The sequence below is a fragment of the Blastomonas sp. AAP53 genome (assembly GCF_000331245.1).
In the GTDB taxonomy this organism is placed as follows: domain Bacteria; phylum Pseudomonadota; class Alphaproteobacteria; order Sphingomonadales; family Sphingomonadaceae; genus Blastomonas.
This window is the reverse complement of record NZ_ANFZ01000006.1, coordinates 159427-181709: the sequence shown is the minus strand read 5'-3', so window position 1 is coordinate 181709 and position 22283 is coordinate 159427. Positions and strand designations below refer to the sequence as shown.

General features: G+C 62.5%; 17 protein-coding genes. 5 read left to right on the top strand and 12 right to left on the bottom strand.

Annotation, left to right across the window (positions count from 1 at the left end; translation table 11 throughout):
• Positions 1-224: 224 nt before the first annotated feature.
• The 3 genes from D618_RS0103785 to D618_RS0103775 all read right to left on the bottom strand — a co-directional run bounded on the left by D618_RS0103785 (position 225) and on the right by D618_RS0103775 (position 5404).
• Positions 225-2930: a TonB-dependent receptor gene (locus D618_RS0103785; protein WP_017670161.1), complete on the bottom strand. Its 2706-nt coding sequence runs from the start codon at positions 2928-2930 to the stop codon at positions 225-227.
• A 77-nt stretch (positions 2931-3007) separates the two neighbouring features.
• Positions 3008-4468, bottom strand: coding sequence for a hypothetical protein (locus D618_RS0103780; RefSeq protein ID WP_238550581.1), 1461 nt, complete (start codon positions 4466-4468; stop codon positions 3008-3010).
• A 525-nt stretch (positions 4469-4993) separates the two neighbouring features.
• On the bottom strand, positions 4994-5404 hold the full coding sequence (locus D618_RS0103775; RefSeq protein WP_017670159.1) for a hypothetical protein: 411 nt from the start codon (positions 5402-5404) through the stop codon (positions 4994-4996).
• Between the two features lie 215 nt (positions 5405-5619).
• On the opposite strand from D618_RS0103775, the gene D618_RS0103770 reads away from it, so the two are divergent.
• On the top strand, positions 5620-7305 hold the full coding sequence (locus D618_RS0103770; protein WP_081590403.1) for an alkaline phosphatase D family protein: 1686 nt from the start codon (positions 5620-5622) through the stop codon (positions 7303-7305).
• A gap of 164 nt (positions 7306-7469) precedes the next feature.
• Positions 7470-9671, top strand: a complete 2202-nt coding sequence (locus D618_RS0103765; protein WP_017670157.1) for a M13 family metallopeptidase — start codon at positions 7470-7472, stop codon at positions 9669-9671.
• Between the two features lie 72 nt (positions 9672-9743).
• Here D618_RS0103765 and D618_RS0103760 read toward each other — a convergent pair whose 3' ends face one another.
• The 7 genes from D618_RS0103760 to D618_RS0103730 form a co-directional block, all read right to left on the bottom strand.
• Complete coding sequence (locus D618_RS0103760) at positions 9744-10058, bottom strand: HPF/RaiA family ribosome-associated protein (RefSeq protein WP_026091254.1); 315 nt, start codon at positions 10056-10058, stop codon at positions 9744-9746.
• Positions 10059-10063: 5 nt separating this feature from the next.
• Positions 10064-10300: a hypothetical protein gene (locus D618_RS0103755; RefSeq protein WP_017670155.1), complete on the bottom strand. Its 237-nt coding sequence runs from the start codon at positions 10298-10300 to the stop codon at positions 10064-10066.
• Positions 10301-10391: 91 nt separating this feature from the next.
• Positions 10392-11783: a sorbosone dehydrogenase family protein gene (locus D618_RS0103750; RefSeq protein WP_040370257.1), complete on the bottom strand. Its 1392-nt coding sequence runs from the start codon at positions 11781-11783 to the stop codon at positions 10392-10394.
• A 53-nt stretch (positions 11784-11836) separates the two neighbouring features.
• Positions 11837-12568 (bottom strand): peptidase, encoded by a 732-nt coding sequence (locus D618_RS0103745; protein ID WP_026091252.1) that lies wholly within the window; start codon positions 12566-12568, stop codon positions 11837-11839.
• A gap of 103 nt (positions 12569-12671) precedes the next feature.
• Complete coding sequence (locus D618_RS0103740) at positions 12672-13577, bottom strand: transglutaminase family protein (protein ID WP_017670152.1); 906 nt, start codon at positions 13575-13577, stop codon at positions 12672-12674.
• A gap of 54 nt (positions 13578-13631) precedes the next feature.
• Positions 13632-14573 carry an alpha-E domain-containing protein gene (locus D618_RS0103735; RefSeq protein ID WP_017670151.1) on the bottom strand — a complete coding sequence of 314 codons (942 nt, stop codon included), beginning with the start codon at positions 14571-14573 and terminating at the stop codon, positions 13632-13634.
• Between the two features lie 31 nt (positions 14574-14604).
• Positions 14605-16032, bottom strand: a complete 1428-nt coding sequence (locus D618_RS0103730; RefSeq protein WP_026091251.1) for a circularly permuted type 2 ATP-grasp protein — start codon at positions 16030-16032, stop codon at positions 14605-14607.
• Positions 16033-16182: 150 nt separating this feature from the next.
• Here D618_RS0103730 and D618_RS0103725 point away from each other — a divergent pair, with 150 nt between their 5' ends.
• Positions 16183-17313, top strand: a complete 1131-nt coding sequence (locus tag D618_RS0103725; RefSeq protein WP_017670149.1) for a DUF2891 domain-containing protein — start codon at positions 16183-16185, stop codon at positions 17311-17313.
• 136 nt (positions 17314-17449) lie between these two features.
• Here the strand turns inward: D618_RS0103725 and clpB are convergent, their stop codons facing one another.
• Both clpB and D618_RS0103715 read right to left on the bottom strand, forming a co-directional pair.
• The gene (gene clpB, locus D618_RS0103720; RefSeq protein WP_017670148.1) at positions 17450-20029 is read right to left on the bottom strand and encodes an ATP-dependent chaperone ClpB; all 2580 of its coding nucleotides are present in this window, start codon (positions 20027-20029) and stop codon (positions 17450-17452) included.
• Positions 20030-20128: 99 nt separating this feature from the next.
• Positions 20129-21016, bottom strand: a complete 888-nt coding sequence (locus D618_RS0103715; RefSeq protein ID WP_152414516.1) for a CoA ester lyase — start codon at positions 21014-21016, stop codon at positions 20129-20131.
• Positions 21017-21434: 418 nt separating this feature from the next.
• Between D618_RS0103715 and D618_RS19815 the strand changes: the two genes are divergently transcribed.
• Positions 21435-21698: a MarR family transcriptional regulator gene (locus tag D618_RS19815; protein ID WP_193746670.1), complete on the top strand. Its 264-nt coding sequence runs from the start codon at positions 21435-21437 to the stop codon at positions 21696-21698.
• A 73-nt stretch (positions 21699-21771) separates the two neighbouring features.
• Positions 21772-22248 carry a PilZ domain-containing protein gene (locus D618_RS17565; RefSeq protein WP_017670145.1) on the top strand — a complete coding sequence of 159 codons (477 nt, stop codon included), beginning with the start codon at positions 21772-21774 and terminating at the stop codon, positions 22246-22248.
• Positions 22249-22283 lie beyond the last annotated feature (35 nt).

Here is a 22283-nt window from a genome sequence, read left to right as displayed (position 1 = left end):
TCTGCGCGCCAGTTTGGGCCGCTGATGCCACGAATCACTCCCCGTTGCAGGCCGATCCCCATGGCCCCCCGACGCTGCTAGGCGCGCTGGATGACGCTTGGATTACCAGTTTGTGACAGATATTTGAACGACAATGCGCGCGCCATCGGCAATAGCCCAACGACAAGGGGGCAGACCTGCGGTCCGCCCCCTCTTTTGCGTAGGCCGTACGGCCGTATGGCGTGTCAGAACTGGATCGAAGCGCCGATCGAGAACGCCCTGCCAATGTCATAGGCATTGTTGAGAATCGTCGATGCGTTCAGTTGCTGAAACTCGGCATAATCGGTTCCGAGCAGGTTGCGTGCCTCGAACTTGAGTTCACCAACCTTGTTGAAGATCTTGAAGCCTTCACGCCACACAAAGTCGAGCCGCGCTCCGGTATATTCCACGAAGTCAGGCTGTCCGGCGGGGCCGCGGTTGGTGACGCGGTTGCTGTTCCACGACATCAGGATGGTCTGCTGCGACAGGCGCTCGCCGGTGCCTTCCAGACCCAACTGCACATTCGCGATGTGGTCCGACTGGCCGGTGAGAGCAAAACCGCCGGTGCGGAAGATGGAGGACGCTGCCACCATATTGCCACTGAGAGGGTCGGCGATCTGGTCCTGCGCGGTCACCTTCACGTCCGAATTGGTGTAGGTGTAATTGCCCGCGATCAGCAGACGGCGCTCTTCGAAGAACTTGCCGCCCAGATCGATCAGGTCGTAATATTTCACCAGCTCGATTTCCGCACCGTACAGCGTCGCCTTGGGAGCGTTGGCGAAGGTGGTGAAGAAGTTGTCGCCCTGCCGGAAGCCCAGGTTTTCGATCGGATCGCGGATATCCTTGTAAAACACCGCCGCCGTCACGCGCTCATCACGCCCGAAGAAATACTCGTAGCGGGCTTCAAGGTTGATCAGTCGGCTGTTCTTCAGGAACGGATTGCCGAAGAAGGTGCGATCGAATTCCAGATCGAGATATTGCTGCGGCGCAAGCTCGCGGAATTGGGGCCGGGCGATGGTCTTGGAGGCGGCAAAGCGCACCTGCATGTCTTCAGCCAGGTTCCAGGTCAGCGTCGCGGCGGGAAGCCAGTCGTCCTTCTTGATGTTGGTCGCCACCAGGTTGGCGCTGCCCAGACCGAACAGGTCGATCGGCAGCACGAACTGGTCGCCATCTTCATACCGCACACCGGCCTGCAGCTTGAGCGTGTCGGTGAACTTGGCTTCGAACTGCAGATAGCCTGCCTGGACTTCCAGGCCGGCGGAATACGCCGCTGCGCCATTGGTCCCCGATGTTTCCACCAGGCGGACGTCGAACGTATAGACGTTGAAGTCCGACAGCAGGAAATCGGGGCGTTGCTGCGAAACCGCAAAGGGCAGCGGGCCCTGGCCACTCAGGAAGCGGAAGTCACGGCGTACCGAAGTACGGTCGTTCTTGTAATAGGCATAGCCCGCCGAAAGCGTGATCGGGATGCCGATGTCCGCATCATAGGCCAGATCGATGTTCGCGCCGTAGACATTGTCATCCAGGTCACTGAATGCAATGCGCGCGCTTTCACCCGCTGACTGCAGATCGTTGACGAAATCTCCAGCCACTGCGTTGAAGGTGTAATCGAACGTCCGCTCATAGGGCGCTTCACGCTGCGAATTGGCATAGCTGCCACGGAAGTTCAGACGGAAATCGTCGAACTTCATTTCTCCGACGAACTGGCTGTTCATCAACTGGCGTTCAAACCAGTTGGTACGGCTGCGGTTGATCAGGCGGGTATCGGTGACGCGAGCGTCGATACCCTCACGAATCGACGCATCCTTCAACGTATCGCGGATATACAGGTTGGTGAGCTTGAACTTGTGCTCACCAACATCGGCAGTGATACCGAGCAAACCGTTGACCACGATCCGGTTTTCAGTGGTCAGGTACCGGAAATCGATATCCGGGTTCAGCGTATCGACGCCGTTGACCGGAACAATGCCCTGAGAAATCTGCTGAACACCGCCGCGCGTACGCCAGGTGTTGTTGATACCAGTGGCACCGACGATCCCGATGTTGACATCGCCCACTAGGAAACTGGTTGCACCGCTGATCTGGCCAGAGAAATTGGCCGGAATGTTGTTGTTGCGCTGGATCAGTGACGTGTTGGCGTTGGCCAGGCTCGCGGTCAGGTCACGCACTTCGGCAGCGGTGAAATTGGTGCCCGCTGCAATCGGGTTTCCAGAGGCGAACGCATCGCGCAGGTTGCCCGGCAGTGTGCGCGCGCCGTTGTCGAAACCGGTAAAGTCAGTCGACGAACCGAAATAGGTATAGCCCACTTCGCCTGTGGTGATCGTGTCACCGCCGGTGCTGAACTCGATCTTGAAGAACGGATCGCGCGGCACCGACTTGGTGGTGAGATTGATCGCGCCGCCGCCGAATTCACCCGGATAGTCGACCGAATAGCTCTTCTGGATGGTGGTCGAGGCGATCACGCTGGTCGGGAAGATATCGAGCGGCACCGTACGGCGCAGCGGATCGGGCGACGTCAGCGGCGAGCCGTTGAGCAGCGCGAGCGAATAGCGTTCGCCAAGTCCGCGAACGAACACGAAGCGGCCGCCAACGACGCTGAGGCCGGTGACGCGCTGCAGCGATCCTGCAATGTCGCCATCGGCGGTGCGGGCGATATCAGCTTCGCTGAGGACCGAGAGCACCTCTGAAGTGGCCTTGATCGGGTTGGGGATGAAGCGACCGCGCACGACGATTTCCTCACCGCTGCTGCCGGCTCCGGGGCCAGAGATTTCGATCTCGTCCTCGACTGGTTCCTGAGCATCAGGCGCGTCGGCCTGAGGCGCAGGAGCTTCCTGAGCGAAAGCGACTGGCGAAACCAAGCCGGAGCTGGCCATCAGCAGTGCAGCGAATGAAAGCGGCGTCAATTTCGCCATGGGTCCCTCCAAGAATTCATCAAAAAGGGGCGGCGGCGCTTTTCGCCGCCGCCCCGAAACCGGTCAGCGGTTTGCAATCAGGTCGTGGGAATGGCCGGCACTGCGGTGCAGGCAGGCGTGCTGCTGTACAGACCGCAAGTCCATCCCTGGAACCGTGTGTCGGCGGCATCGCGCACCGCACCAATGTAAGCCGCACTGTTGTAGAACGTGCCGCCCAGAGCTGCGCTGAGGCCGGTGACGTTGAACACCGGACGGGCGGTTTCATTGGCACCGTTGATGAAGATGGCCGACAGCGTCGAAGTGCCGTTGATGGTGTTGTTCGATCCTGCAGTGAACAGCGCCTGGATGTCGGCAACGGCAACGTTGTTGTCGTTGGTGAAGGCGTTGGGGCAGCTGAGGAACACCGATTCGAAGCGCGGCGGACCGGCTTCATCGCCTGCAGCGCCCGATGCCTGCATGGTCACCGCGCTGTCAACGTCAAGGCACCAGCCGGGGCCGGAAATGACGCTGTTGTAGGCAGCGAAGTCCATGCCGCCGCGCAGCAGGATCGCAGCTTCGTCAGCGGTGGTCTGGGTCGACACGAAGGTGGCGTTTGCCATCGACCACTTGGTGCGCGGCTCGGCGTTTTCGTTGCCGTTCGAGTCGCCTTCAATCACGTGGTTGGCGCTGGCGGTCTGGATACCAAGCAGGAACTGGTTGAAGCCCTGATAGCCCAGATCCATGTCGAACGTGTCATCGTCGTTGCCCAGGCCGACAAGGTTGCGACCGTTCACGCGACCACCGAACCATTCGATGCCATCATCCGAGCTGTTGTAGACCTGGACGTTCTGGAAGAACGTGCCCGATCCGACGCCTGCCAGCGTGATGCCGTTCAGTTCGTTGCCCGGCTGGACTTCAAAGCCCGAATAACGGACCTGGAAGAACGCGATGCGACCCGAGTTGTCGGCCGGTACCGCGCCGCCATAATTGGCGTTAGTGCCTTCGACCACGCCCGAGCAATCGGTGCGCGTGCCATTGGGGTTGGTCGGCGATCCGGTCGCGCAATCCGACAACGGAGCACGGCCCAGGATGACAACGCCGCCCCACAGGCCCTTGGAATTGGCGGTAGCAACGCCGGTGACGTTGTCACGTGCGGTGAAGATGATCGGCTGGGTCGCGGTGCCTTCGGCAAACAGCTGCGAGCCGCGGTTGACCAGCAGGAAGTCGGCGCCCGACGAACCGAAGAAGGTGACGCCCGGTTCGATGGTCAGGATAGCCGACGTGCCGGCGCCGCCAGCAGCACCGACATCGATGCCGACCTGAACGCGGCCCGAGAGCGAATAGACGGTCCCAGCGCGACGCGGGATGACCAGGTTGGTCGTGATGGTGCCCGAAAGCTGGCAGTTGCGGGCAACCGCGCCGCCACCCAAAGTGATCGTGCCGACATTGGCGGTGCCGTTGGGGCAATCGGCAGCAGGGCCAGTAGCAGGAGGAGTCGGGGTCGGCGTGGGGGCCGGCGCAGGCGCGGGTGCAGGTGCCGGAGCAGGAACAACGATCACGCCCTCACCGGGGGATGCAACGTCATCTGCGCCGCAAGCGGTAACCACCAGGGCTGCGGCCGAAGCCATCAGGACCGAACGAACACGTGCATTGAGCATCTTGGAATCTCCGCAAATCAGGACAGAACAGTCTGTCGGCTTTTCAGGAACGAACGGAGATGATCTGATTCCACCCCCTGGAACGCCGTTCGGGGGGCTGATAGGCAGGCAAGATGAACCTGCGGGGCGATTTTGATGACAAAGGAAGGTCAGGTTTGTGACTCTTCGGAGTCATTTGTGTAAGCCGTGCGACAATCACGCAAAGCTCAAGTGCATCACTCTGAATTCAATGATTTTTATTGGGTCGGCGCTGGGCGTACGCGCACCCGCGACCTCGGCAAACAAAGCGCGCAACCCTTTGCGGCAGGCGATTATGGCCCAATCAGGTGGCTAATCGGCCACAGTCGGCAGCCGATGACACAGAAAAACCCGGTTGAACCATGTCCAACCGGGTCAGCAGAACGTGAAGAGGAGCAGGCCTGGCCGTCAGCGGCTGGCATAGCCCTGGTCGAGACGGCGCAGCGCATGACGTGCCGCCACACGGCTGTCCATGACGCGCCCATCGGCGAGGATGAGATCAAACGAACGCTCTGCACCGATCGCAGCCTGATAGTGGCTACGGGCCGAGGCAATATCGCCCATCTTGGCATAGGCCAGACCCATGTTGATCAACCTTGCGGGATCACGGCGGGCAGCCGGAGAAACCTGTTTTTCAGCGGCCTGCATTTGTTCGAGCGCGACCGGATAATTGCCCTTCATCAGCGCGGCAAACCCCAGGGCGCCATCCGCATAGCCGATTTCGGTCGCCGCCGCCCGGTTCTGCACAGGCTGGGCAACGCCCGGAGCAGCCATACCGAGGGCGGCCAGGGCCGCGATTGCGATAACTTTGGTGCTCATGTCGGCATGTCCTTTCTGTTGGTGACAGGAGAAATGCTACACTTGTGTGACAGTCCTGGCAATGCAAATGTCATATATCTTACGCCTGAATGTCATATTTCTGTAATTATCACATTTTTGGCCTGATTGTCACACGCCCGACATCGGCCTTGACCAAAAGGCCCCCGCGCTGTCCGATGTGCAAAACAGAAATTTCCTCAAGGAGGGGGGCACCCATGACAATGACGATCGACCGCAGGCTGCTGATCAAGGCTGGCACATTCGGCCTGGCCGCACTTTCGATCCCGGGAGCGGCGCTGGCTTTCGCATCAGCGCGGGGCTTTTCGCATGGGGTGGCAAGCGGCGAGCCGAGCGCCGAATCGGTGCTGCTGTGGACGCGCTATGTCGCCGACAATGACACCCGCCTCACCGCCGAACTTTCGGCGACACCGGATTTCACCAAGCCGCAGGCGGGCGGTTCCGTCACCGCCAGCGGCGCACGCGACCATATCGCCAAGCTGACGGTCGCCGGGTTGAAGCCCGACAGCTGGTATTTCTATCGCTTCGTCGCTGCAGATGGCACCAAGTCTCCTGTCGGCCGCACGCGCACGCTGCCCAAGGGTGAGACGAAGGCGTTCAACCTGGGCGTCTTCTCGTGTTCCAACCTGCCCTTCGGCTGGTTCAACGCTTATGGCCATGCCGCCGCGCGCAAGGACATCGATCTCGCGCTGCATCTGGGCGACTATATTTATGAATACGGGCCCGATGTTTACCCGACCCGCGCGCAGGCGCTGGCCGGACGGATGGTGCAGCCCGATCACGAGATGGTCACGCTCGCCGATTATCGCCTGCGGTACGCAAGCTACCGGCTCGACCCCGATCTGCAAGCTCTGCACCAGAGCGTGCCGATGATCGCGATGTGGGACGATCACGAGATCGCGAATGATGCCTGGAAGGGCGGCGCGCAGAACCATCAGGATGCGAGCGAAGGCGATTACGCCACCCGCCGCCGGATCGCCGAACAGGTCTATCGCGAATGGATGCCGGTGGCCGACCTGATGCCCGGCGACGCGCTGTGGAGCAGCTACCAGATCGGCAACCTCGCCACGATCATCCGCACCGAAAGCCGCCTGTCCGGCCGCGACAAGCCGGCCGAACTCGCCGAGGCCTTCGCCGGCGGTGGGGACCTGGCAGCCGCACTGGCCAAATTTCGCGATGAGACCTGGGTGAACCCTGAGCGCCGCATGCTGGGGGACGATCAGGCGCGCTGGCTGGGCGAACAGTTCAAGGCGTCGAAGGCATCGGGCACGCGCTGGCAGGTCTGGGCCCAGCAATGCGTGATGGGCTCGCTCAAGCTGCCGGTCGAAACCGCAGACTGGGTGCCCAAGGATGCGCCGCAGATCGTGCGTACGCGCTCTGCGGCAGGGCTTGCCGCCAGCAAGGCAGGCCTGCCGTTCAACATGGACGCCTGGGACGGCTATCCGGTCCAGCGCGAAGCCCTGCTCAAGTCGGCCCAGGCAGCGGACGCCGATCTTGTGGTCCTGTCGGGCGACAGCCACAACGGCTGGGGCTTCGATCTGAGCGCCGATGGCAAGCCTGCAGGCGTCGAGTTTGCAGGGCATGCGGTCACATCGCCTGGCTTTGAAGCTTATGCCCCGACCATCGCGCCCAAGGATGTGGCAGGCGCGCTGATGCGCGGCAATTCGCAGCTCAAATGGGCGGACACCGGCAGCCGCGGCTATATGACCGTCAACCTGACGCAGGAGCGGGCGACATCGAACTGGCACGCGATGCGGACCATCCGTGAGCAGTCGATGGAACTGGCCGGAACCGAGAGCCGCTGCGTCCTGCCCGGCCGCAGGACGATCTGCGAACCCGGCTGGTCACGCTGGAGCCCCTCTGCAGAGAACTCAGACGTTTAACCATCACGCCGTTTGTCGACGGGAGCCTGTCGCCTGCCGAAAAGCTTTGCAGGTGCACAGGCGCCCCCTTAGGCTGTCAGCATCGTCGCCGCCCGCGATCGCGCGGGAACCAAGGCGACTGTCCGCACGGTTGCGGGCCAAAACTGACATCCGGGGAGCTACAGATGGTCAAGAATATCCTGTTTGCATCGGCGGCGCTGATCGCGCTGGCGACGGTGCCTGCTGGCGCACAAGCGCCCGAGGGCCAGACGCGCGACATCGATCTGCTGATCGAGGACGGCGAAGCGCCGGGCGACGCCTCAATGGCCGGCACGCCCGACGCCGAGGGCATTACCACCACCGCGCGCGATTACTGGGGCAGCTGGGGCATCGACACCACGCTGATGAATCCTGCCGTCAAGCCGGGCGATGACTTCTATGCCTATGTCAACGGCAAGTGGCTCGACAGCTTCGAAATGCCCGCCGACCGCACCCGCTATGGCGCGTTCACGCTGCTGGCGGAAAAGTCCGAACAGCGCGTGCGCAAGATCATCGACGAGCTGGCAGCGACCAAGCCCGACCCGAAGACCGGCGCCGGCAAGGTGGCCGCGTTCTACAACGCCTATCTCGATACCGCCGCCATCGACGCAGCGGGCCTGGCCCCTGCCCAGCCGTATCTCGACAAGATCAAGGCTGCCAAGACCCGCGAAGACCTGGCCAAGCTGTTCGGCACCCCCGGTTTCCGCAGCCCGGTGGCCGGATTTGTCGACATCGACTCCAAGCAGACCGATACCTACATCTTCCAGGTGACCCAGGCGGGCCTTGGCCTGCCCGACCGCGATTATTATCTGGTCGACAGCGAAGCGAACCAGAAGATCCGCGCTGGCTACATGCAGTACCTGACCTTCCTGATGGGCAAGGCAGGCTATGCCGATCCGGCAGCGACCGCACAGACGGTCTATGACCTGGAGAAGGCGATCGCGACCGCGCACTGGGATCGCGCCGTCGGCCGCAACCGCAATCTGACCTACAACAAGATGACCAAGGCCGAGATGGTCGCTCTGGGCGGCGGCTTCCCGGTGGAGACGTTCATCAAGGCGATCGGAGTCGATGGCCAACAGGACTTCGTCGTCCGTCAGCTCACCCCGACGGCAGAAGAGCTCGCCGCAGAGAAGCTGACGCCCGAACAGGCAGCCAAGCTGGGCAGCGGCATTGGCGGTCTGTTCCAGCTTGCCAACACAGCGCCGATCGAGGCGTGGCAGGCCTGGCTGGCGGCCGGCTTCCTGTCCAGCAATGCCAGCGTGCTGCCTTCGGACATCGATCAGGCCAACTTTGCCTTTTACGGCAAGGTGCTGGGCGGCCAGCAGAAGCAGCGCGAGCGCTGGCAGCGTGGGGTGGCCGCAGTCGAAGGCACGATGGGCGAAATCGTCGGCAAGATCTACGCAGACCGCTATTTCCCGGCTGAAAACAAGGCGGCGATGGATGAGCTGGTCGGCAACCTGCGCAAGGCGATGGCGGCGAACCTCGACGACATCACCTGGATGGGCGATGCCACCAAGGTCGAGGCGCGCGACAAGCTCGCCAAGTTCACACCCAAGATCGGCTATACCGAAAAGTTCGAAACCTATGACAATCTGACGATCGCGCCGGGCAAGGCACTCGACAACGTGATCGCAGCCACGACCTGGGGCTATAAGGACAACATCTCGAAGCTGGGCAAGCCGATCGACAAGACCGAATGGTTCATGCTGCCGCAGACGGTGAACGCCTATTATTCGCCGCCACGCAACGAGATCGTCTTCCCCGCTGCCATTCTGCAGCCGCCATTCTTCAACCTGACGGCGGACCCGGCGGTGAACTATGGTGCGATCGGCGGGGTCATCGGCCACGAAATGGGCCATGGCTTTGACGATCAGGGATCGAAATCGGACGGCGACGGCGTGCTGCGTGACTGGTGGACGCCGGAAGATCAGGCCAATTTCAAGAAGCTCACCAGCGCTCTGGTGGCGCAGTACGGCGCATTGTGCCCGCTCGATGACGGCAAGACCTGCGTCAACGGCGCTCTGACGCTGGGCGAGAATATCGGCGATGTCGGCGGTCTTTCGATGGCGTACCGCGCGTACAAGATCCACCTGAACGGCAAGGAAGACAAGGTGATCGACGGCATGACCGGCGACCAGCGCTTCTTCATGGCCTGGGCGCAGGTATGGCGCAACAAGTCACGCGAGGAGTTCCTCCGCCAGCAGCTGCAGACGGACTCGCACTCCCCCGCCAACTACCGCGCCAACGGCACCGTCCGTAATTTCGACGAGTGGTACAAGGCGTTCAACGTCCAGCCGGGTGATGACCTGTACCTGCCGCCGGAAAAGCGCATCCGCATCTGGTAACCCCAGCCACGAACGCAAAAATGCCCGCTGTCATTGCCGTGACAGCGGGCGTTTTCGATTCTGGAACGCAGATCAGTGCGTGCGGAGCTTGCCGAAATGGGTGTCGAGCAGCGCCTGCATCTTGTCGGCAGCATCCCGAAGCGCTGCGTCCACCTGGCCGCCATTGCCCTTGACGGTGACGGGCTTGCCACCCTCGGGGCGCGCTTCGAGCGTGCAAACAATATCGTCGCTACCACCGCGTGGCCCGTTGACGTCGGCCACGTGAATTTCCACGCGCGTCAACCGGCTGGAAAAGCGGTTGAGGCGCGATGTGACGATCTCCTCGGCTTGCGCGGCCAAGGCCTCGTCGCCGGTGATGCGGTTGTCGGTGTTGAACTGTACCAGCATGTCGATCACCTCACCTTTCTGGAGCGTTCGAGCACGGGGCGTTGCCCCTCGGCGTCGAACGCGCCCATCGGAGGATTGTGATCGCTCGGTTCGTCGATCCTGCCCTCGTCGGGGGTATCGGTCTGACGCGCGAGATACTCTGGATCTTCGCGCTGCTCGTCCTGCTGCTTCAGTTTCAGCGCCTTTTCAGCCAGTCGTGACTGATCGGTCGTGGGCGGTGTGGTTTCGTGTGTCTTGCTCATACGCAATATACGCGCAAGATTTGCGGGAAGTTCCTGAATTGACGTGCAAATGCTCCCGATATCGCTCTGGTGGAGCGCGGGATCTCACCCGTCAGCGCATCGCGGTTTCGACCGGCTTGGCCCCGGCCTGCTCATTGCGGACCCGCCAGATGATACCGGCGACATCGTCGGTGACCAGCAGAGCGCCCTTGCTGTCGATCGTCACATCGGCAGGGCGCCCCTTGGCAGAGCCATCCTTGGCCAGGAAGCCGGACAGGACATCGACCGGCAGACCGCCCGTCACCTTGCCCTCGACGTCGCGCGTGACGGCGGGCCGTCCATCAGCACCAAAGGGCACGAACACCACCTTGTAGCCTGCGGCGGGCTTACGGTTCCACGAGCCGTGCAGCGCAACGAACGCGCCATTGGCAAAGCCGTCACCCAATGCCGCCTTGCTGGCGAACGTCAGGCCCAGGGGCGCGACGTGGCTGCCCAGCGCATAATCGGGACGACGGGTGTATTCGCGCAGGTCCTGACGGCGAGGCTCAACGCGGAAGTCTTCGTACCCGCCCCAGTAATTCCACGGCCAGCCAAAATGCATGCCCGCTTCCACCTTGGTCATGTAATCCGGCACAAGATCGGACCCCAGCATGTCGCGTTCGTTCACCACCGTCCACAGCGCATCGGAATTGGGTTCCCAGGCGATGCCGACCGGGTTGCGCAGGCCGACGGCGAAATCGCGCTTCTTGCCGGTTTCCAGATTGTATTCGATGATCCGCGCGCGGCCCTTTTCGACATCCAGCCCTTTTTCCGCGATGTTGGTTGCAGAGCCGATCGCGACATACAGCTTGCTGCCATCGGCGTTGGCGAGCAGGTTGCGGGTCCAGTGGTTGTTCGGTTTCTGCGAAGGCAGGTCCAGGATCTTGCGGCCCTTTGCGGTGATCTTGACCTGGCCGGGTGTGAAGGGATAGGCCATCACCGCATCGGTGTTGGCGACGTACAGCGTCTCGCCGATCAGCACCATGCCATAAGGCGAGTTCAGCCCTTCGAGCAGGACGGTCTTGGACTCGGCCTTGCCGTCGCCATCGGCGTCGCGCAGCAGCGAGATGCGGTTCGCAGAGGGCACGCCCGCGCCTGCCTTGTTCATCAGCATGCGCATGACAAAGCCTTCGACGCCCTTGTTCTCGCGCGGCGGACTGTTGGTTTCTGCCACCAGCACATCGCCGTTGGGCAGCACCAGCATCGATCGTGGATGATCGAGCCCGTCGGCAAAACGGGCGACTGCCAGACCCTTGGCGGCTTGAGGCGCCTCGCCCTCGCCCCAGACCTTCACGTCGGCAACGTTGATCGTCGGGATGATTTCCTTGCGCGGCGCAGAGATTACCGGCGATGGACCGCTGACGTCGGCGATGTCGAGCGTGGCCGTATCACCGCTCAGGAAATACCAGCCGGCACCACCGACCAGAACGGTGGAAAGGCCCAGAAAAATGAGGGTGTTGCGCATCTTGTTTGTCATGCGGCCAAACTAGGTCGGCGCGTCACCCCATGCAAGCACCATCAGCCGGTATAATCGGGCAGCGAATGGAAGGCAGTCTTCAGCGCGTCGCTCCACTGGTCGGCGATCAGATTGTAATAGGGGTCGCTCGCATGAATTCGGCGGTTGCGACCGGCAAAGCTGTTGGAGGCGTAGATTTGCAGGTCGAGCGGCAGCGCCACCGACAGATTGGCCTTGATGGTCGAATCGAACGACACCATCAGCAGCTTGATCGCGTCATGGAACGACATGTCGCGATCATAGGCGCGCACCAGGATGGGGCGGCCATATTTCGTCTCGCCAATCTGGAAAAACGGCGTGTCGTCGCCCGCCTCGATGAAATTGCCTTCGGGATAGACCATGAACAATTTCGGATCCATGCCCTTGATCTGGCCACCGATGATCATCGTCGCGCTGAAGGCGGACGAGGCGGTCTGGCCGGATATCGACCGGGTGCGATTGATCTCGTCGCGCAGCGTTTCACCAATGATCCGCGCGACCTGGAACATGGTGGGCGCTTCCATGATCGAAGGCTTGCGCTCAGCGGGCGCCTTGGTCCGCTCTTCCAGCACGCTGATGACGCCCTGAGTGGTCGCGAGGTTTCCGGCGGTCATCACCGTGATGTAGCGATCACCCGGCTTTTCCCAGGTGAACATCTTCTTGAAAGTGCTGATATTATCGACGCCGGAGTTGGTGCGGGTGTCCGACATGAACACCAGCCCTTTGTCCAGGCGCATCCCGACGCAATATGTCATAGGAGCGTCCTCCCCCTTTGTTCGCATGAAGTTCATAAGGGGTCATGCGCAACAACGGGTCAAGCCCGAATGGTGCGCTTGCGGTTTTGGGTGTGGAAAACCGCTACGACGGCACCTCGCCCTGCGACTGGGAATTCGACTGCGACTGCTGGGATTGAGATTGCGACTGGTGGCCTTGCGATTGCGACTGGGATTGTGACTGGCTCTGCTGCACCTGCAGGGTCACAGTCATCGCCTCGGTGCCGCGTCCGAACGTGATCCCCGCGATCGGCGCGGCTTCGCGATAGTCGAGACCGGTGGCAACGCGGACATAGCGTTCGTCGGGCGAATAGCCGTTGGAAATGTCGAAACCGACCCAACCCAGCCCATCGACATGCACCTCGGCCCAGCCGTGCCCGGCATCCTGATCGACCCGGTCGTTCATCAGCAGATAGCCACTGACATAGCGCGCAGGATAGCCCAGCAGCCGCGCCAGTGCGATGAACAGGTGCGCGTGGTCCTGGCAGACGCCATGCCCTGCGCTCAACGCCTCTTCTGCGGTTGTCGTCGCGCCTGTCTGGCCGATCTCATAGGCTACCGCTCCCCGGACGAGTCCGGACAAGGCGTGCAGCCGTGGCGCATCGCCCTGCGCAGTGCCGGGGTCGTCGAACTGGCGCAGCAGCTTGCGAATGCCGGGTCCAGCGCGCGTGACCGGGGTTTCACGCTTGAAATACCACAAGGGCGCAGACCCGCCATGCTGCCCCACCATCCCGGCGCGATCACTGGTTTCGATCTCGCCTTCGCAGTGGATGACCACCTCGTGCTGATCGGGATTGAAGCTGAACAGTTCGACATGGTTGTTGTGATGGTCGAAATACTCGACCTGCTTGGTGCCGCCCTCGACATCGGTCTTCCAGCGGATGACGCACTGCCCGGCGGAATCCTTGGGGATCATCCGCAGCCGCTGCAGTGCATACGGCATGGGTGTGTCGTAGTGATAGGATGTCCGATGGACGATATGCAGCCGCATGGTTGACCCGTAACCCTTATACTATCGCGCCCAACATCCGCCTCGCAACTCACCTCAATGGTAGAAGCGGAACTCCTGTTCGATCAGGGCGGATATGGCGTTGTTGCGCTTGATGAAGTCCTGAATGAACTGGTGCAGCCCATTGTCGACGATCATGTCGATATTGGTCGCCGCCAGTTCCCGGCTGAGCGCTGATGCATGCGTCAGGCTCTCCCCTGCCCCGCCGTATTCACGCGCAATCGCCTCGAGCGCGCCCGTCATCCGGCCTGCGCAAAAGGCCAGCGACCGCGGCATCACCTGATCGAGGATCATGAACTGCGCGATGTTGCGCGGGTTCGTCTCGCCGGGATTGAGCCAGCGGAACGCGCGATAGGCAGAGACCGAGCGCAGGATCGTTTCCCACTGCACATTGTCCAGGCTCGACCCGACATAGGACAGCGACGGCAGCAGCACGTAATATTTGACGTCCAGAATGCGCGCGGTGCTGTCGGCCCGCTCGACGAACGTGCCCAGCTGCGCGAAGAAATAGATGTCGTTGCGCATCATCGTGCCGCTCTGGGCACCGCGCACCTGTGCGCTCTGCTGGCGAATGAGGCTCAGCACGTCGGGCAGTTCATTGTCCGAGATCTGAGTGCGCAGCGCCTCTTTCAGCGTCATCCAGCACTCGTTGGTCGCCTCCCACACCTCGCGCGTGAGTGCCGTGCGCACCAGACGGGCGTTGTTGCGCGCGCCTTCGATCACCGACATCACGCTGGAAGGATTGGCCTTGTCGCGCAGCAGGAAGTTGATGACGCTCGATCCATCGACCTTGTCATAGCGCTGCGAATAGGCCTGGCGCACGCCGGCGGTCGAAAGCACCGATGCCCATTCGTCCTCGGCCGCTTCCGACCGGGTGAGCGCGATGCGAAAACCGGCGTCCACCAGCCGCGCGATATTTTCGCTGCGTTCCAGATAGCGCTGCATCCAGAACAGCCCGCCTGCGGTCTTGCCCAGCATCAGAGCATCCCCTGCGTGATCGGAAACGCCATCATTCGTCGAGTACCCAGCTGTCCTTAGTCCCGCCGCCCTGGCTGGAATTGACCACCAAAGATCCCTTCTTGAGCGCCACGCGCGTGAGGCCACCCGGGGTGATGTCGATGCCTTTGGGCGAACACAGCACGAAAGGCCGCAGATCGACATGGCGCGGCGCCAACCCCTGGCGGGTCATGATCGGCACCGTGGACAGCGAAAGCGTCGGCTGCGCGATATAATTGGCGGGCCGCGCCTTCAGCTTGGCGCGGAAGGCTGCCAGTTCCTTGCGGCTCGCGGCAGGCCCGACCAGCATGCCATAGCCACCCGATCCGTGCACTTCCTTGACCACCAGCTCGTGCAGATGCTCCATCACATAGGCCAGCGAATCGGCCTCCGAACAGCGCCAGGTCGGCACATTCTCGAGGATCGCCTTCTCGCCGGTATAAAATTCGACGATCTCGGGCATGTAGCTATAGATCGCCTTGTCGTCGGAGATGCCTGTGCCGGGCGCATTGGCGATGGTGATGCCGCCGGCGCGGTAGACATCCATGATCCCGGGAACGCCGAGCGCCGATTCCGGGCGGAAGGTCAGCGGATCGAGATAATCGTCATCGACCCGGCGATACAGCACGTCGATCGGACGGTAGCCCTGGGTGGTGCGCATCGCGACCCGGCCATCGACCACGCGCAAATCGTGCCCTTCGACCAGCTCGGCCCCCATCTGGTCGGCCAGAAAGCTGTGCTCAAAATAGGCGCTGTTGTGGATGCCCGGTGTTAGCACCGCGATCTCTGGCGGGCCGTTGCAGGCGCGCGGCGCGCTGGCGGCGAGCGAGCGGCGCAGCTTGCGCGGATAATCGGAAACCTCGCGCACCCGGTTCTTGCGGAACAGCTCCGGGAACATGTGCAGCATCGTCTCGCGGTTTTCGAGCATGTACGAGACGCCCGAAGGGGTCCGCGCATTGTCTTCCAGCACATAAAACTGGTCGGGCCCGGTGCGCACGATATCGACGCCGATGATGTGCGTATAGATGCCGCCGGGCGGGTCCATGCCGATCATCTGCGGCAGATAGGCATCGTTCTTGGCGATCAGTTCGACCGGCACGCGGCCTGCGCGCAGGATCTCCTGCCGGTGGTAGATATCGTGCAGGAACGCGTTGATCGCCCGCACCCGCTGCTCGATGCCGCGGCTGAGCCGTGCCCATTCGCGGCCCGAAATGATGCGCGGCACGATATCGAACGGGATCAGCCGCTCGCTCGCGTCTTCCTCGCCATAGACCGCAAAGGTGATGCCGGTGCGGCGGAAGAAGTTTTCCGCATCGCGCGCCTTGGTTCGCAGCCTTGCTGCATCCTGCGCGCTGTACCAGTCGCAAAATTCGCTATAGGGCGCGCGCACCGATCCATCGGGCAGCAGCATCTCATCAAAGTGCGGTTTATCCCCTGTCATTGGCACAAGATGTGACAGCTATTGTGCACTGCCGCAAGATGGGAAATGACACGCCGCAAATCGCGCCATTTCGCCGCAAATCGTGCCTGGCGAACTTGCCCCCGCCCCCCTTGTCGTGTGTAATCGCGGGCACATGCAGAAGGGACACACATGCTGAAACTATCGATGGGGGTGGCGCTGGCCAGCCTGATGCTGCTGGGAGCCTGCGGCTCGCCGGATGCGAGCCAAGATACCGATGAAGTCACGATTCCCGCCGCACGCCCCGATGCGGTGAACGATCGCTTTGCCCGGCTGGCCTTGACCTGCGTGCACAAGGAATATCCCAACAAGATCTCGCACGTCCTCAATGACGCCGGCGACGCGCGCACCCCGGCGCAGCTAACCCCTGCGTTCTACGGCTGTTTTGACTGGCACAGCTCGGTCCATGGCCACTGGCTGCTGGTGCGCATCCTGAAGACCGATCCGCAATCGCCAATGAAGCCCGCCATCCTTGCCGCGCTCGACCGCAGCTTCACGAAGGACAATATCGCCGCCGAACTGAACTATATCGAGGCGGAAGGCCGCAAGGGGTTCGAGCGACCCTATGGCACCGCCTGGCTGCTGCAGCTGGTGTCGGAACTCGACGAGAGCGATGACCCGAAGCTGAAAGCCTGGCGCGAAACGCTGCGGCCGTTGGAGGACAGGATCGTTGTCGAAACCCAAGCCTGGCTGCCCAAGCTCGCCTATCCGATCCGGCTGGGCACGCACAACCAGAGCGCCTTCGCGTTTGGCCTGATGATCGACTATGCGCGCCAGACGGGCAACGCCGCGTTCGAAAAGCAGCTGGCGGACAAGGCGCTCGAATTCCACCGCGCCGACATCAATTGCCCGCTGGCCTACGAGCCGTCGGGTGAGGATTTCCTCTCGCCCTGCCTGATGGAAGCCGATCTGATGCGCCGCGTGATGCCGCAGGCCGAGTTCGCCGCGTGGCTGGGCCGGTTCCTGCCGCAGATCCCGGCGGATGGCTCAACCGGCTGGCTCGTGCCCGGCGAGGTCCGCGATCCGACCGACGGCAAGCTGGTGCACCTCGATGGCGTCAACCTCTCGCGCGCCTGGGCGATGGAGGGCATCGCGAGCGCGCTGCCGAAAGGCGATGCCCGCATCCCTGCGCTGCTCGCCACGTCAAAGGCGCACGCGACCAGCGGGCTCGCGGCGGTCAGCGACGCCAATTACGAAGGCAGCCACTGGCTGGGCAGCTTTGCGACGTATCTGACCACGAAGCGGGGGGTTGCTTCCCGATAACCAAAAACGTCCGCTCATCCTGAGCAGCTGGCGCAGCCAGCGTCGTCGAAGGACCCGCGCCCACGCAGGCGGCATAGCGGGGCCTTCGACAAGCTCAGGCTGAGCGGATGTGGTGCCGGCCGAAGCGGCCGCCGCCTCACTCTACCGTCAGCACCAGTTCGCCATCGCCATCCTCGACCTTGACCGTCGAGCCATCGGGAATCTCGCCGCGCAGCAGCTTGTCGGCGAGCGAGTCCTGCAGATACCGCTGGATCGCGCGCTTCAATGGCCGTGCACCATAGACCGGATCATAGCCGACGCGGCCCAGCCATTTCTTGGCGCTGTCGCTGAGGTCGATCGTGATCTTGCGATCCTTGAGCAGCTTGGCGACGCGCGCGACCTGGATGTCGACGATCGGCGCCATATGCTCCTCGCCCAGACGGTGGAACAGAATGATCTCGTCGAGCCGGTTGAGGAATTCGGGGCGGAAATGCCCGCGCACGACCTCCATCACCTGCGGCTCGACATCCTTGACCTTCTGGTCCTCGGTCATGCCGGCGAGATACTGGCTGCCCAGATTCGAGGTCAGGATGATCAGCGTGTTCGAGAAGTCGACCGTGCGGCCCTGACCATCGGTCAGGCGGCCATCGTCGAGCACCTGGAGCAGCACGTTGAACACATCAGGGTGCGCCTTTTCGACCTCGTCGAACAGCACGACCTGATAGGGTCTGCGCCGCACCGCCTCGGTCAGCACGCCGCCTTCCTCGTACCCGACATAGCCCGGAGGTGCGCCGATCAGCCGCGCGACCGCGTGCTTTTCCATGAACTCGCTCATGTCGATGCGGACCATCGCGTTGTCGTCATCGAACAGGAAGCCTGCCAGCGCGCGCGTCAGCTCGGTTTTGCCGACACCCGTGGGGCCAAGGAACAGGAAGCTGCCCAGTGGACGATTGGGGTCCTGCAGACCTGCGCGCGAACGCCGCACCGCCTTGGCAACGGCTTCCACCGCCGCCTGCTGGCCGATCACCCGCTTGCCGATATGCTCTTCCATCTTGAGCAGCTTTTCACGCTCGCCCGCGAGCATCCGCTCCATCGGAATGCCGGTCCACTTGCTGACAACGGCGGCAATGTCGTCCTCGGTGACCTCCTCGCGCAGCATCGCGCCCGCCGTGTGGCTGGCAGCCTCGGTCAGCTTGCGCTCCAGCTCCGGGATGCGCCCGTACGACAGCTCCCCTGCGCGCGCGAGATCGCCGTTGCGCTGCGCCTGGTCGAGCTCGATGCGCAGCGCATCCAGCTCTTCCTTGAGCTTCGCTTCGGCGTTGATCTTGTCCTTCTCGCCCTGCCAGCGCGTGGTCAGTTCGGCTGATTGCTGTTCGAGCTCGGCCAGATCCTTCTGCAAGGTCACCAGCCGGTCCTTCGACGCGGCATCACTTTCCTTGCCCAGCGCCGAAGCCTCGATCTTGAGCTGGATGATCTTGCGGTCGAGACCCTCGATCTCTTCGGGCTTGCTCTCCACCTCCATGCGGATGCGGGATGCGGCCTCGTCCATCAGGTCGATCGCCTTGTCGGGCAGGAAGCGGTCCGAGATATAGCGGTTCGAAAGCGTCGCGGCGGCCACCAGCGCATTGTCGGTGATCCGCACACCATGGTGCAGTTCGTACTTCTCCTTCAGGCCGCGCAGGATCGAGATCGTGTCCTCGACATTGGGCTCGCCGACGAACACCGGCTGGAACCGCCGCTGCAGCGCGGGGTCCTTTTCGACATGCTTTTGATACTCGTCGAGCGTGGTCGCGCCGATGCAATGCAGTTCGCCGCGCGCCAGGGCAGGCTTCAAGAGGTTGGACGCATCCATCGCACCCTCGCCCTTGCCCGCACCGACCAAAGTGTGCATCTCGTCGATGAACAGGATGATCTCGCCATCGGCGCCCTTGACCTCGTCGAGCACGGCCTTCAGCCGCTCCTCGAACTCGCCGCGATATTTCGCACCTGCGATCAGCGCGCCCATGTCGAGCGCCATCAGGCGGCGGTCCTTCAGGCTGTCGGGCACATCGCCATTGGCGATGCGCAGCGCCAGCCCTTCGGCGATCGCGGTCTTGCCGACGCCGGGTTCGCCGATCAGCACCGGGTTGTTCTTGGTGCGCCGGGCCAGAATCTGGATCGTGCGACGGATTTCCTCATCGCGACCGATCACCGGATCGAGCTTGCCCTCGCGCGCGACCTCGGTGAGGTCGCGGGCATATTTCTTCATCGCTTCATAGCTTTCCTCGGCGCTGGCCGAGTTGGCCGCGCGGCCCTTGCGCAATTCGTTGATCGCGGTGTTCAGCGCATCGGGGGTCAGCCCTGCCTTGGCCAGAGCATCGCCTGCCTTCGTGCCCTTGGCCAATGCTATCGCCAGCAGCAGCCGCTCGACGGTGACGAAGCTGTCGCCCGCCTTGCTGGCGACCTGTTCGGCGCTGTCGAGCAGCCGCACCGCGTCATTGTCCAGCCCCGGCGTCTGCTGCGCGCCACCGCCCGACACGGCGGGCACCTTGGCGAGCAGCGCATCGACCTCCTGCACCGCCAACGGCGCATTGCCGCCCGCGCGGCTGATCAGTCCGGCCGCCATGCCTTCGGAGTCTTCGAGCAGCGCCTTGAGGATGTGTTCCGGGCTGATTCGCTGGTGGCTCATGCGGATCGCGACGGTCTGCGCCGATTGCAGGAAGCCCTTGGCGCGATCAGTGAATTTTTCGAGGTTCATGGGAGTGTCTCCGCCCTATCTATGCCCTTGCTGACCACACATAGTGTTGCACGTTTGCAACTCAAGGGGTCGGCAAGCGCCCGACGCAACTTGTGTTCGTCAACCCTGCCCCGCTTGCCGGAGCAGCTGCTGCGCGCGCGAGAGATGTGGGCGGTCGAGCATGCCGCCCTGATAACCGATCGTACCGACACCAGGATGGGCGGCGAACAGATCGACGACCATCTGCGCATGCGCCAGCTCTTCGGCGCTGGGGGTGAAGGCGGCATTGATCACATCGACCTGCGCCGGATGGATCGCTAGCATGCCGCGGAACCCGTTGCGGCGGACCTGCTCCGCGCGCGCCTTCAATCCCTCCAGGTCGCGGAAATCACCCTGGATCGTCTCGATGGCCGCCACACCCGCGCTCGCTGCGCCCAACAGGCACAGGCTGCGCGCCAGTTCGTAGGTAAAGCCATAGCTGCCATCGGGGTTGCGGTTGTCGCTCGCACCGATCGAATCGGCCAGATCCTCTGCCCCCCAGCTCATGGCGACAAGACGCGGCGCGCCCTTGTAGCTGCCGGTGTGGAACATCGATTCGGCGGTTTCGGTCACCAGTGCAATCACCGGGGTCGACCCCTGGGCAATGCCATGCGCCACTTCCAGCGCCGACAGATAATGATCGAGCCGCTCGATATCGTGCCGTCCCTGCGCCTTGGGCAACATGATGCCACCGGGGCTGGCGGGCATGACGGCGGCCAGATCGGCCAGCGTATGCGGACCATCGAGCGGATTGACCCTCACCCACAGCCGCTCACGTGCGCTGGGCCGGCTGGCGAGCATGGCGTGGACCATCGTGCGCGCTGCGGGCTTGCTTTCAGGGGCGACCGCGTCTTCCAGGTCCAGCAGCACAATATCGGCGGCACTGTCTGCGGCCTTGGCCATCTTCTTCTCGCTGTCACCAGGCGCAAACAGCCAGGATCGCATCGGTTGGCTATGGTCCATCATCATCGGCATCATCCGTCGCAGCAGAGCCCCAGTGCCCCGCAAACGCCTTCTATCGTCGATGTTGATCGGCGCATAGACGCCGCAATTCTTAGCTTACCCCCTAAAAACCGGGGTAGTAACTGCTTGAAGATACTGCAAGAACTGCCTTATTGAGAGCCATGCGCAACGATGTGACCGGTCACGGCACACCAATGCTACACAACAATGGCCAGCGGGCGCGTGTTTCGATCACAGGGGTATGCACGTGAAATCAGTAGCCAGAGACATCACAGCGCGATCATCCACCGCGTGGCACAGACCGATCCGAACCGAAGCGGGGCCTGACGCCGCCCGTATCAACGGGCAGGATGCAGATCGCAAGATGCGGCTGATCATGCGCGAACAGCAGTCCAGCCGGATGCGGTCAAGCAGCTTCCCTGGCTTGAAGCTGCGCAGCCCGTTGTGGGACATGTTGATTGCATTGCTGGCGGCAAAACGCAGTGGCAATCAGCTGTCCATGAGCGATCTGTGCCTGATGAGCGATGCGCCGGAGAGCACCGCGCTGCGCCTGATCCACCAGTTGCGTGAGAAGGGCTATGTCGAAATGGTCGCCGATCGCTCCGACCGGCGCAGGACGCGCGTGTCGCTGACCGGAATGGGTGAATCACAATTTGACCAGTATCTGGATCGCTTCGATCCGGCCTGATCAGACCGGCGATCAATTTTACCTCAATTTAAAGGTTTCTCCATAGGCATGGTCGCGTGAGGAAACGCGCATCATGTCTTTCGGTAAAAAAGGACTGACCACCGGCATCAGCACCGCCCCCCTCGGCGGCAGCGCCCCTGGGCGGGGTGCCCCTGTGCCTGAGCGCGAAACGCGCGTGCACCGCCTGATGAAGGTCACCGTGTTTCACGAGCGTTTTGGCAGTGCAGACGGGGTCATCCGCGATATCTCCAGCGGAGGGCTGGGCGGGCGCTGCAGCGCACCGCTGCACGCAGGGGACGTGATCGAGATCGACCGCCCGGGGCTTGGCCGTTTCGAGGCCGAAGTTCGCTGGGTACGCAATGGCCAGTTCGGCGCACAGCTGACATCCGATCTGCGGATCGACACCAAGCAGCTTGAAAACCTGTCGTTCAACAGCAGCAACTGGGATGGCAAGGTCAACAAGCCACTGGAGCATCACGTCTTCACACGGTTCAAGCCCGTGACGAATGCCTACCGCCCCAGCATATCGATGGTCCGGCGCGACAAGTGACGGCAGGTGCCCGCCCCGCCTTGCGGCAGCGGGCA

Excerpts from the sequence above, each read along its gene's own strand:
- D618_RS0103785 (WP_017670161.1), bottom strand. The coding sequence starts at position 2,930 with ATGGCGAAATTGACGCCGCTTTCATTCGCTGCACTGCTGATGGCCAGC.
- D618_RS0103775 (WP_017670159.1), bottom strand. The coding sequence starts at position 5,404 with ATGAGCACCAAAGTTATCGCAATCGCGGCCCTGGCCGCCCTCGGTATG.
- D618_RS0103770 (WP_081590403.1), top strand. The coding sequence starts at position 5,620 with ATGACAATGACGATCGACCGCAGGCTGCTGATCAAGGCTGGCACATTC.
- D618_RS0103765 (WP_017670157.1), top strand. The coding sequence starts at position 7,470 with ATGGTCAAGAATATCCTGTTTGCATCGGCGGCGCTGATCGCGCTGGCG.
- D618_RS0103760 (WP_026091254.1), bottom strand. The coding sequence starts at position 10,058 with ATGCTGGTACAGTTCAACACCGACAACCGCATCACCGGCGACGAGGCC.
- D618_RS0103755 (WP_017670155.1), bottom strand. The coding sequence starts at position 10,300 with ATGAGCAAGACACACGAAACCACACCGCCCACGACCGATCAGTCACGA.
- D618_RS0103750 (WP_040370257.1), bottom strand. The coding sequence starts at position 11,783 with ATGCGCAACACCCTCATTTTTCTGGGCCTTTCCACCGTTCTGGTCGGT.
- D618_RS0103745 (WP_026091252.1), bottom strand. The coding sequence starts at position 12,568 with ATGACATATTGCGTCGGGATGCGCCTGGACAAAGGGCTGGTGTTCATG.
- D618_RS0103740 (WP_017670152.1), bottom strand. The coding sequence starts at position 13,577 with ATGCGGCTGCATATCGTCCATCGGACATCCTATCACTACGACACACCC.
- D618_RS0103735 (WP_017670151.1), bottom strand. The coding sequence starts at position 14,573 with ATGCTGGGCAAGACCGCAGGCGGGCTGTTCTGGATGCAGCGCTATCTG.
- D618_RS0103730 (WP_026091251.1), bottom strand. The coding sequence starts at position 16,032 with ATGACAGGGGATAAACCGCACTTTGATGAGATGCTGCTGCCCGATGGA.
- D618_RS0103725 (WP_017670149.1), top strand. The coding sequence starts at position 16,183 with ATGCTGAAACTATCGATGGGGGTGGCGCTGGCCAGCCTGATGCTGCTG.
- clpB (WP_017670148.1), bottom strand. The coding sequence starts at position 20,029 with ATGAACCTCGAAAAATTCACTGATCGCGCCAAGGGCTTCCTGCAATCG.
- D618_RS0103715 (WP_152414516.1), bottom strand. The coding sequence starts at position 21,016 with ATGATGATGGACCATAGCCAACCGATGCGATCCTGGCTGTTTGCGCCT.
- D618_RS17565 (WP_017670145.1), top strand. The coding sequence starts at position 21,772 with ATGTCTTTCGGTAAAAAAGGACTGACCACCGGCATCAGCACCGCCCCC.